The organism is Neoroseomonas oryzicola (assembly GCF_012163135.1).
Classification (GTDB): domain Bacteria; phylum Pseudomonadota; class Alphaproteobacteria; order Acetobacterales; family Acetobacteraceae; genus Neoroseomonas; species Neoroseomonas oryzicola.
In genome coordinates, this window is sequence record NZ_JAAVUP010000029.1 from 1 (window position 1) to 10,231 (window position 10,231).

The window sequence follows — 10,231 nt, forward strand, 5'->3', positions numbered from 1 at the left end:
CCTGGTGAAATCGGTCAGCGGTACACGGCCCACGCCGACCGAATAGCGCTGGAAGACGCCCGCCAGGGCGGTCCAAGGATGGGTAGCAGGCTACACCACATCTCCGCTCACCGCGGCTCCTCGCCGGGATCAGGGGGCGGCATCGGCAGGTCGGGGGGCTCCTGACGCCCCTCGATGATCTCGATGGCTTCCTGGAGAACCTTTAACTGGCGCGTCGACAACTTCGAGAAGTCGATCTGTGGATACTGAGGCTGCAGCGCCACCGGTTCCAAGGTCGCCGAGCGCTCCGCCGCCTGCGTCGCCATCAGCTGGCGCCGCTCAATGGTCTTCAGCATCTGCATAGCGCGCAGTTCGCAGCTGGCGGCCTTGTTCACCAACTGCTTGGCGATCGTCTCGCCTTTGGTGATCTTCCGCCGGCGGCCGCCCTCATGGACCACCACCTTCTCGTTCATGACCTTCGTGATCAGACTGGTCAGGTTCACCGTACCCTTCGGCCGCCCGTGGGGATTGCCGCTCTGGCCAGGCCTGAACTGGCCGTGCGCCGGCGGCCGGCCGTAGCCGACCGCGTAGCCGCCCGGTTGTTGAGACCTGGGCGCGCGCTTATCCGGGGCACGCCGTCACGCGCTGCGTGGTCCAGCCAATCCCGGAGGACGAACGGCATAGCGTCCGGCGTACACGGGCTCTGGCGCCTTCATGCTTGGCAAAAGCATCGACGATATCCGGCGCCGGTCGTGCGAGACGCGCCAGCAGCATCGCATAGGGCCGCGAGATACAGTGGTTCCACCACGGCCGTCGTAAGACTCAGCGCGGCACTCGCATCGGCACGCTGGCTTGAGTCGGGTGTGCTCCGCCGATGATCGGGTACGGCTGTCGGCTCGACAACACTGTGGCGGCTCATCGCGTGGTGGATGGCGGCGGCAACCTCAGTAGTACAGAGACTCTGCTCAGCGACCCACGGCGACGATCAACAGAACAGACCACGTGCGGCGGATGAGGGGCGTCGTCGGCGCGTGTGGCCAAGGGGAGATTGGAGTCCAGTACCCACAGGCGTAGTCGCAATAGCCGATGGCCAAACTTCTCTGCCACATAGAAGCGGGGCAGCCAGCTCACGGTGCGCGCGAGGAGGCGGGATGATCATACGCCGAAGGTGATTCCCTCCTTGCGGTACATCTCCTTCACCAGCCTCAGCACATGGCCGATCTCGGACGACCGGTCGCCCTTGCGTGTACTCATGATCACCGGCGATACCGCATCCGGCTCGTCGAGCGGCCGGTACACTACGTTGTCCCGGCGCAGCCGCTCGACCGAGGCCGGGACGAAGCAGATGCCAGCTTCCGCGGCCACCAGGCCAAGCGCAGTTTGCAATTCTCGTACCTCGCGGGTCGTCGCAGGCTTCACGTCCCGCGCGCGGTACAGTGCCAGTACCTGGTCCGCGTAGCTCGGCCGCGGCACCATCGGATAGACGACGAGCACGTCATCCGCGAGCTCCGTCAACCTGATCGCATCCATCCGCGACGCGAGCGGATGCCGCAGCGGCAGCGCCACGCTCAGCCTCTCGTTGCGCAGTAGCGTCTGCTGGACCGCGGGGTCATCGAAGCGGATGCGCCCGAAGCCGACATCGATGCGCCCTTCCTTCAGCGCGGCGATCTGCTCGATCGTCGTGAGCTCGAGCAGGGTGAGGTCGACATTCGGTCGCGTCGCGCGATAGCGGCGGATCACCTCCGGCAGGTAGCCGTAGAGCGTCGACGCGACGAATCCGATGCGGAAGCGCTGCACCTCGGCCTCGTGCAGTCGGCGCATCATTGACTTCATCTCGTCCATGCGCTCGAGCACGAGCACGGCCTGGTCGAAGAGCAGCCGCCCGGCTTCCGTCATGGCCAAGGGGCGGCTGGCACGATCGAACAGCTCGACGCCGAACTCCTCCTCCAGCGCCTGGATCTGTCGTGACAACGGGGGCTGCGCGATGTGCAGCTTCTCTGCCGCGCGGGTGAAGTTCCGCTCGCGCGCCACGGTCACGAAATACCGGAGCTGCCGCGATTCCAGACGATACCTCCCAGGTATGATTGTTACCCTTTTAGTCTTGGATTTGAAGTTTTTGAAGGTGCGATGTGGCGGGGACGGAGGAAATGAAATGTCCCTGAACCACAAGTGCCCCAGTCGCCGCAGAATCCAGATATCGCAACACCTTGCCGTATTTGGCTGAGGTGACCGCGATGATCATCTGCCACTGCAACGTCCTCACGGACCGCCAGATCCGCGACGCCATCCGCGCCGGCGCCCGCCGGCCTTCCGATACCTACGCCGCCTGCGGCTGCCGCGCCCAATGCGGCGCCTGTGCCGCGGAGATGCGCGACCTCATCCGCGCCGGCTTCGCCGCGCCAACCGACAAGTAAGCACCAGGAGGACGACCATGCTCGACAGCATCCAGACCACGGTGGACCGGGCGATCGAGGACGATGCCGGTAAGGGCGTCTTCCGCGTGGCCCGCGACATCTTCACCGACCCCGGGCTCTTCGAACTCGAGATGAAGCACATCTTCGAGGGCAACTGGATCTACCTGGCGCATGAGAGCCAGATCCCCAACACCAACGACTACTTCACGACCTGGATGGGCCGGCAGCCGATCTTCATCGCGCGCAACCGGCAGGGCGAGCTGAACGCCTTCGTCAACGCCTGCAGCCATCGCGGCGCGATGCTCTGCCGCCACAAGCGCGGCAACAAGTCCACCTACACCTGCCCCTTCCATGGCTGGACCTTCAACAACAGCGGCAAGCTGCTGAAGGTGAAGGACCCCGAGGGCGCGGGCTATCCCGAGACCTTCAACAAGGAAGGCAGCCACGACCTGACCAAGGTCGCGCGCTTCGAGAGCTATCGCGGCTTCCTCTTCGGCAGCCTGAACCCCGACGTGAAGCCGCTGGTGGACCACCTCGGCGAGGCCGCGAAGATCATCGACCTGATCGTCGATCAGTCGCCGGACGGGCTCGAGGTGCTGCGCGGGTCGTCGACCTATGTCTACGACGGCAACTGGAAGCTGCAGACCGAGAACGGCGCGGACGGCTACCACGTCACCGCCGTGCACTGGAACTACGCGGCGACCACCAGCCGCCGCAAGGAAGCCGAGCGCGAGGACAAGACGCGCGCGATGAGCGCCGGCGGCTGGGCCAAGCAGGGCGGCGGCTTCTACTCCTTCGAGCACGGCCACCTGCTGCTCTGGACCAACTGGGCGAACCCCGAGGACCGGCCGAACTGGGACCGGCGCGAGGAACTCGCCGCGGAGTTCGGCCAGGCGCGCGCGGACTGGATGGTGGGGCGCAGCCGCAACCTCTGCCTCTATCCCAATGTCTACCTGATGGATCAGTTCTCGTCGCAGATCCGCACCTATCGCCCGATCTCGGTCGATAAGACCGAGGTGACGATCTACTGCATCGCGCCGAAGGGCGAGGCGCCCGAGGCCCGCGCGCGCCGCATCCGCCAGTACGAGGATTTCTTCAACGCCTCCGGCATGGCGACGCCGGACGACCTCGAGGAATTCCGCGCCTGCCAGTTCTCCATGGGCGCCCGCGCGGCGCGCTGGAACGACATGACGCGCGGCGCCGCGCATTGGATCGACGGGCCGGACGAAGCGGCCAGCGCGATCGGCCTCAAGCCGGTGATGAGCGGCGTGAAGACCGAGGACGAGGGCCTCTTCGTTGTTCAGCACAAGTACTGGCAGGAGGCGATGCAGCGCGCGCTCTCCGCCGAGAGCCAGCAGGGCTGAGGAGGAATACGCCATGTCCGCCGTGATCGATATGCCTGCCCGCGCCTTCACCCGCATTGACGCCGAGGCATTCCTCTTCCGCGAGGCCCGAGCCCTCGATGACAAGGACTGGGACGCCTGGCTCGCCTGCTACGCGGCCGACGCCGAGTTCTGGATGCCGTCCTGGGATGACGACGACCGCCTGGTCGAGGACCCGCAGACCGAGATCTCGCTGATCTGGTACGGCGACCGCGGCGGGCTCGAGGACCGCGTCTTCCGCATCCGCACCGAGCGCAGCAGCGCGACCTCGCTGCCCGAGCCGCGCACCAGCCACAACATCAGCAACGTCGAGATCCTCGAGCAGGCCGGCGGCCTGGTGAAGCTGCGCTTCAACTGGGTGACCTACAGCTACCGCTACAAGACCACCGACACGTATTTCGGCACGTCCTTCTACACGATCGACACGACGGGCGGGCAGCCGCTGATCCGCGCCAAGAAGGTGGTGCTGAAGAACGACTACATCCACCACGTCGTCGACGTCTATCACGTGTGAGCGCGGCGCCATGACCCACAGCATCGCTCTCAACTTCGAGGACGGCGTCACGCGCTTCGTGGAAGCGCGTCCCGGCGAGACGATCGCCGACGCGTCCTACCGGCTCGGCATCAACATCCCGCTGGATTGCCGCGACGGCGCCTGCGGCACCTGCAAGTGCCGCGTCGAATCCGGCAGCTTTGACGGCGGCTCCTACATCGAGGACGCGCTGACGGATGAGGAGGCCGCCTCGGGCCTCGCGCTCGCCTGCCAGGCACGGCCGAAGACTGACCTGGTGGTGGCGATTCCCGCGGCCTCCACCGCATGCAAGACGCGCCCCCAATCCTTCCCGACCGTGCTGCGCGGCGTCGAGCGGCTGTCGGACACCAGCCTCGCCTTCACGCTGGACCGGCCGGTGGGCCTCGCCTTCCTGCCCGGGCAGTACGTGAATCTCGGCGTGCCGGGCACCGAGCAGCGGCGTTCCTATTCCTTCAGCTCGGCGCCGGGCGCGGACACGCTGTCCTTCCTGGTGCGCGACATTCCCGGCGGGCTGATGAGCGGCTGGCTGCGAGCGGCCGAAGCCGGCATGGCGATGGAGTTCACCGGCCCGTCGGGCAGCTTCTACCTGCGCGACGTAACGCGCCCGGTGCTGTTTCTGGCCGGCGGCACGGGCCTGGCCCCGTTCCTGTCCATGCTGGGCCGGCTGGCCGAGGCCGGCTGCGCGCAGCCGTTGCGGCTGGTCTATGGCGTGACCAACGATGCCGACCTGGTCGGGCTCGAGGAACTCGAGGCCTATGCCGCGCGGCTGCCGGACTTCTCCTTTGTCACCATCGTCGCGGCCGAGGGCAGCGCGCATCCGCGCAAGGGCTACGTCACCGCGCATGTGGAGCCCGCCTGGCTGAATGGCGGCGACGTGGATGTCTATCTCTGCGGCCCGCCGCCGATGGTGGAGGCAGTGCGCTCCTGGCTCGGCGCCAATGGCGTCACGCCAGCCGCCTTCCACTTCGAGAAATTCTCGCCGAGCGGCAACGCGAACGGCGGGAAGCTTGCGGCATGACCACCTTCGCGCACCGCTTCGCGGGCAAGGCCGCGATCGTGACCGGCGCCGCCCAGGGCATCGGCCGCGACGTCGCGCTGCGCCTGGTCCGCGAAGGCGCGCGCGTTGTGATGGTCGATCGCTCGGAGCTGGTGGACGAGGTCCGCCGCGACGCCGGCGACGCCGCCATCGCCGTCACCGCCGACCTCGAGACCTTCGCCGGCGCCACCGCCGCGGTGGAGCGCGCCCGCGCCGCCTTCGGCCGTGTCGACATCCTGGTGAACAACGTCGGCGGCACGATCTGGGCGAAGCCCTTCGCCGAGTATGAGGAAGCGCAGATCGAGGCCGAGGTCCGGCGGTCGCTGTTCCCGACGCTATGGTGCTGCCGCGCCGTGCTGCCTGCGATGATCGAGGCCGGCGGCGGCGTGATCGTCAACCTCTCCTCGGTCGCCACGCGTGGCGTGAACCGCGTGCCCTATGCCGCGGCGAAGGGCGGCGTGAACGCCATCACCGCCTGCATGGCGATGGAATACGCGGGGCACGGCATCCGCGTGGTCGGCGTCGCCCCGGGCGGCACGGAGGCACCGCCGCGCCGCATCCCGCGCAACAGCACGCCGCGCACGCCGCAGGAGGATGCCTGGATGCAGCAGGTCGTCGACCAGACCACGGCATCCAGCCTGATGCACCGCTACGGCACCACGGCCGAACAGGCCGCGGCGATCCTGTTCCTGGCCTCGGACGAGGCCTCCTACATCACCGGGGTGACCCTGCCCGTCGCGGGCGGGGACCTCGGCTGATCGACACACCCCAACGGAGGAACGTGACATGAGCGACAGCCTGATCGAGACCAAGGAGGTCAAGGACCTCCTGATGAAGGTGAGCAACCTCGGCGACGGCACCGGCGATGTGCGCCTGAAGCGCATTGTCCACCGCGTGGTGGGCGACCTGTTCCGCACCATCGAGGAATTCGACATCCAGCCGGACGAATTCTGGAGCGCGATAGCCTATCTGACGCGTCTCGGCCAGGCGAACGAAGTCGGGCTGCTGGTGCCGGGCCTCGGGCTCGAGACCTTCCTCGACCTCCGCCTCGACGAGGCCGAGCGCAAGGCCGGCATCGAGGGCGGCACGCCGCGCACCATCGAAGGCCCGCTGTGGATCGAAGGCGCGCCGCTGTCCAAGGGTGAGGCGCGCCTCGACGATGGCTCGGAGCAGGGCGAGGTGCTGTTCATGGAAGGCCAGGTGCGCGACCTGGACGGCAACCCCGTCGCCGGTGCGATCGTCGATGTCTGGCACGCCAACACCAAGGGCGGCTATTCCTTCTTCGATCCCTCGCAGCCGAAATACAACCTGCGCCGCCGCATCGAGACGGATGCCGAGGGTCGCTACCGCTTCCGCTCCATCCTGCCCGCGGGCTACGCCTGCCCGCCCGACGGCGTGACGCAGGAACTGCTCAACCAGCTCGGCCGCCACGGCCATCGCCCGGCCCATATCCACTTCTTCGTCACCGCGCCCGGCTACCGCAAGCTGACGACGCAGATCAACATCGACGGCGACGAGTATCTGCACGACGACTTCGCCTTCGCCACGCGCGACGGGCTGATCCCGGAAGTGCGTCGTGTCGATGACGCAGACAAGGTGCGCGCCAAGGGCCTGAATGCACCCTTCGCCGAGATCACCTTCGACTTCGTCCTGCACGCCGACCGCACGGCCGCCCCGCGCACCGAGGTCCAGCGCGCCCACGCCCCGGCGGGCTGACGCTTCCCTTCCCGGCCGCGCAGCCTGCGCGGCCGGGATCCCCAACCGCATGACACTGACGACCGGCGCGCAGCCGCGCGCCGATCCCCCGAACGCGACCCCACAAAGGCCCAGCCATGCCCGACACCGCCATCGCCATTCCCGTGGATCTGCGGCGCGACCTCGCCATCCAGGACATCCGCGCGACAATTGTCGATGTGCCAACGGTGCGGCGGCACAAGCTGGCGCAGACCTCGGTCACCGCGCAGAGCTACGTGATCGTTCAGCTGCGCCTCGCCAATGGCGTGGTTGGCATTGGCGAGGCGGCGACCCTCGGCGGCCCGCGCTGGAGCGAGGAGAGCGTCGAGGCCATCAAGGCCAATATCGACGCCTACCTCGCACCGGCCTTGATCGGCCAGCATGCGGACCAGCCCGTGACGCTCGGCGCGCGGATGGATGCCGCGGCGAAGCGCAACAACGCCGCCAAGGGCGCGATCGAGAGCGCCGCCTTCGACGCGCTCGGCCTGACGCTCGGCGTGCCGGTGGCGACGCTGCTCGGCGGCAGGGTGCGCACCAGCTTTCCGGTGCTGTGGACGCTCGCCTCCGGTGATCCGGCCCAGGAGATCGAGGAGGCGGAGGGCAAACTCGCCGCGCGCCTGCACGACACCTTCAAGGTCAAGATCGGCGCCCAGGCGCCGGAACAGGACATGGCGCGCATGCGCCGCCTCGCCACCGCACTCGAAGGCCGCGCGCGGCTGATCGTCGACGCCAACCAGGCCTGGGACGAGACGGTCGCGCTGCGCTGCCTGCCCCGGCTGGCCGAGATGGACGTGCACCTGGTCGAGCAGCCGCTGCCGGCCTGGAACCTGCAGGGCCTGGCCCGTGTGCGCGCCCGCACCACCGCGCCGATCCTCGCCGATGAATGCGTCTTCACGCCGGCGGACATGATGGCGGTGGCGCAGGCCGGTGCGGCGGATGCCGTCTCGCTCAAGCTCGTGAAGCATGGCGGCCCGATCGGGCTGCAGAAGGTCGCGGCGGTGGCCGAGGCCGCGGGTATCGCCCTCTATGGCGGTTGCCTGCTCGAGAGCTCAGTCGGCGCGGCGGCGCATCTGCACGCCTTCGCTGGCCTGCGAGAGCTCGCCTGGGGCTGTGAGCACTTCGGCCCGCAGATCCTCGTCGAAGACCTGGTCCACGCGCCGCTGCGCTTCGCCGACTTCCACGTCCACCTGCCCGAGGGGTCCGGCCTCGGCATCACGCTCGACCCCGACGCGCTGCGCCGGTTCGCGCGCTGCTGAGGAAGAAACTCATGCTCTACCACGTTCGGATGGACGTGCGCGTGCCGCACGATGTCGATGCCGCGACCTTCGACCGCCTCAAGGCCGCTGAGAAGGCGCGCGCCGAGGAACTGCAGCGCAGCGGCACCTGGCGCCATCTTTGGCGCATCGCCGGCGAGTACGCGAACGTCAGCATCTTCGACGTCGCCGACCATGACGAGCTGCACGCGATCCTCTCGGGCCTGCCGCTCTTCCCCTTCATGCAGATCGCGGTGACGCCGCTCGCGCGACACCCCTCCGCCATCGCCTGAACCCCCTGCGGCGTGCGCCGTTCCCGGCGGAACGACGCGCTCCAGACCCCATCACCGCCGGCAAGCACCTCACAGGAGGAGGGAGACATCCGATGCAAGCGACACGAAGCCTGGACGTCCAGGACGTCATAAACGCCAACCCGCTCTCGCGGCACCAGAAGCTGGTGATCGCGCTGTGCTTCCTGGTCGTCGCGATCGACGGCTTCGACACGGCGGCGATCGGCTTCATCGCGCCGGCGCTACGCGCGCAATGGGGCATCACGCCGGCGCAACTCGCGCCGCTATTCGGTGCCGGGCTTTTCGGCCTGATGGTTGGCGCCTTCGTCTTCGGACCGCTGGCCGACCGCTGGGGTCGCAAGCCGGTGCTTGTGGCGACCACCGCATTCTTCGGTCTCGCCACCGTGGCCTCGGCGTTCTCCACCTCGGTCGAGGTGCTGACCGTGTTGCGCTTCGTCACCGGCATCGGCCTTGGGGGCGCAATGCCGGCAGCGATCACGCTGACGGCGGAATTCTGCCCGGCGCAGCGGCGGTCCACATTGGTGACGCTGATGTTCTGCGGCTTCACCATTGGTTCGGCGGCGGCGGGGCTTGCCGCCTCGCACATCGTCGCCGTCTATGGGTGGCAGGGCGTGCTGGAAATGGGGGGCGTGCTACCGCTGCTGCTGGTACCCGTGCTGGCCTGGAAGCTGCCGGAATCGCCGCGCTTCCTCGCGCTGCGCGGGGCGGCGCCGGAGCGCGTTGCGGAAGTCCTGGCGCGCGTCGTGCCCGGCGCTGATCTGCGCGGCGCGACCTTCACAACAGCGAGAACGACCACCGGGATGCCGATCCTGCAGCTGTTCCGCGACGGCCTCGCCGGCGGCACGCTGCTGATCTGGGCCACCTTCTTCATGAGCCTGCTGGTCTTCTACCTGCTCTCCTCCTGGCTGCCGCTGCTCATCACCACGGCCGGCTTCTCGATGCAGAACGCGGCGTTGATGGCGGCGACACTCGCCGCCGGCGGGACGGTCGGCGCGATCGTCATCGGCCGGATGATGGATCGCTTCGAGCCGCACCGCGTGCTGGCCCTGGCCTATCTGCTGGCGGGCGGCTTCGTGGTGCTGCTCGGCAGCGCCACCGCAGCACCGGCGCTGCTGGTCTTCGCCATCTTCGGCGCGGGCTTCGGCGTGGCCGGCGCGCAGGTCGGCGTGAATGCGCTCGCGGCCGCCTATTACCCGACCGCGAGCCGAGCGACGGGCGTGTCCTGGGCGAATGCGGTCGGGCGCACGGGGTCGGTGCTCGGCTCCATGGTGGGCGGCTTCCTGCTGTCGCTCGGCTGGGACTTGCCGACCGTCTTCACCGTCGCCGCCATCCCTGCCTTCCTGGCCGGCGGGGCGATGCTCGCAAAGGGTATGCGCGAGCGCCCCACCCCGGCACCGGCCCCTGCCCAGGCACCGGCACCCGTCGTCGCGGCCGAGTGAAGCGACGCGGCGCGGGAAGCATTCCCGCGCCGCCTTCCCGAGGAACCCATACCATGACCCAGCCCTGCATCATCTCCGTCGCGATCACCGGATCGGTGCCGCGCAGGAAGGACAACCCGGCGCTGCCGGTGACGGTCGCCGAGCAGATCGA

10 protein-coding genes and 1 pseudogene are annotated in these 10,231 nt (G+C 68.4%); 9 read left to right on the forward strand and 2 right to left on the reverse strand.

Annotation, left to right across the window (positions count from 1 at the left end):
• Nucleotides 1-107 precede the first annotated feature (107 nt).
• A pseudogene (locus GWK15_RS25340) lies at nucleotides 108-527 on the reverse strand (DUF5681 domain-containing protein); the annotation flags it as partial.
• A gap of 607 nt (nucleotides 528-1,134) precedes the next feature.
• The gene (locus GWK15_RS25345; RefSeq protein WP_456306876.1) at nucleotides 1,135-2,148 is read right to left on the reverse strand and encodes a LysR family transcriptional regulator; all 1,014 of its coding nucleotides are present in this window, start codon (nucleotides 2,146-2,148) and stop codon (nucleotides 1,135-1,137) included.
• A gap of 56 nt (nucleotides 2,149-2,204) precedes the next feature.
• Between GWK15_RS25345 and GWK15_RS25350 the strand changes: the two genes are divergently transcribed.
• The 9 genes from GWK15_RS25350 to GWK15_RS25390 all read left to right on the forward strand — a co-directional run bounded on the left by GWK15_RS25350 (nucleotide 2,205) and on the right by GWK15_RS25390 (nucleotide 10,080).
• A complete protein-coding gene (locus GWK15_RS25350; RefSeq protein ID WP_338147340.1) occupies nucleotides 2,205-2,393 on the forward strand; it encodes a (2Fe-2S)-binding protein in 189 nt (62 codons plus the stop codon).
• A 17-nt stretch (nucleotides 2,394-2,410) separates the two neighbouring features.
• Nucleotides 2,411-3,757 (forward strand): benzoate 1,2-dioxygenase large subunit, encoded by a 1,347-nt coding sequence (gene benA, locus GWK15_RS25355; protein ID WP_168044369.1) that lies wholly within the window; start codon nucleotides 2,411-2,413, stop codon nucleotides 3,755-3,757.
• A gap of 13 nt (nucleotides 3,758-3,770) precedes the next feature.
• Nucleotides 3,771-4,289, forward strand: coding sequence for a benzoate 1,2-dioxygenase small subunit (benB, locus tag GWK15_RS25360; protein WP_168044371.1), 519 nt, complete (start codon nucleotides 3,771-3,773; stop codon nucleotides 4,287-4,289).
• Between the two features lie 10 nt (nucleotides 4,290-4,299).
• Nucleotides 4,300-5,325: a benzoate 1,2-dioxygenase electron transfer component BenC gene (gene benC, locus GWK15_RS25365; RefSeq protein WP_168044373.1), complete on the forward strand. Its 1,026-nt coding sequence runs from the start codon at nucleotides 4,300-4,302 to the stop codon at nucleotides 5,323-5,325.
• Nucleotides 5,322-6,101 (forward strand): 1,6-dihydroxycyclohexa-2,4-diene-1-carboxylate dehydrogenase, encoded by a 780-nt coding sequence (locus GWK15_RS25370; RefSeq protein WP_168044375.1) that lies wholly within the window; start codon nucleotides 5,322-5,324, stop codon nucleotides 6,099-6,101. Before benC ends, GWK15_RS25370 begins: the two co-directional genes overlap by 4 nt.
• Before the next feature lie 28 nt (nucleotides 6,102-6,129).
• On the forward strand, nucleotides 6,130-7,059 hold the full coding sequence (gene catA / locus GWK15_RS25375) for a catechol 1,2-dioxygenase (protein WP_168044377.1): 930 nt from the start codon (nucleotides 6,130-6,132) through the stop codon (nucleotides 7,057-7,059).
• A 116-nt stretch (nucleotides 7,060-7,175) separates the two neighbouring features.
• Nucleotides 7,176-8,333, forward strand: coding sequence for a muconate/chloromuconate family cycloisomerase (locus GWK15_RS25380; protein WP_168044379.1), 1,158 nt, complete (start codon nucleotides 7,176-7,178; stop codon nucleotides 8,331-8,333).
• Between the two features lie 11 nt (nucleotides 8,334-8,344).
• Nucleotides 8,345-8,623, forward strand: coding sequence for a muconolactone Delta-isomerase (catC, locus tag GWK15_RS25385; protein ID WP_168044381.1), 279 nt, complete (start codon nucleotides 8,345-8,347; stop codon nucleotides 8,621-8,623).
• Nucleotides 8,624-8,715: 92 nt separating this feature from the next.
• On the forward strand, nucleotides 8,716-10,080 hold the full coding sequence (locus GWK15_RS25390; protein WP_168044383.1) for an MFS transporter: 1,365 nt from the start codon (nucleotides 8,716-8,718) through the stop codon (nucleotides 10,078-10,080).
• Nucleotides 10,081-10,231 lie beyond the last annotated feature (151 nt).

What these genes read in the sequence shown, in the direction of transcription:
- benA (WP_168044369.1), top strand. Translation starts at nt 2,411, where the DNA reads ATGCTCGACAGCATCCAGACCACGGTGGACCGGGCGATCGAGGACGAT.
- benB (WP_168044371.1), top strand. Translation starts at nt 3,771, where the DNA reads ATGTCCGCCGTGATCGATATGCCTGCCCGCGCCTTCACCCGCATTGAC.
- benC (WP_168044373.1), top strand. Translation starts at nt 4,300, where the DNA reads ATGACCCACAGCATCGCTCTCAACTTCGAGGACGGCGTCACGCGCTTC.
- GWK15_RS25370 (WP_168044375.1), top strand. Translation starts at nt 5,322, where the DNA reads ATGACCACCTTCGCGCACCGCTTCGCGGGCAAGGCCGCGATCGTGACC.
- catA (WP_168044377.1), top strand. Translation starts at nt 6,130, where the DNA reads ATGAGCGACAGCCTGATCGAGACCAAGGAGGTCAAGGACCTCCTGATG.
- GWK15_RS25380 (WP_168044379.1), top strand. Translation starts at nt 7,176, where the DNA reads ATGCCCGACACCGCCATCGCCATTCCCGTGGATCTGCGGCGCGACCTC.
- catC (WP_168044381.1), top strand. Translation starts at nt 8,345, where the DNA reads ATGCTCTACCACGTTCGGATGGACGTGCGCGTGCCGCACGATGTCGAT.
- GWK15_RS25390 (WP_168044383.1), top strand. Translation starts at nt 8,716, where the DNA reads ATGCAAGCGACACGAAGCCTGGACGTCCAGGACGTCATAAACGCCAAC.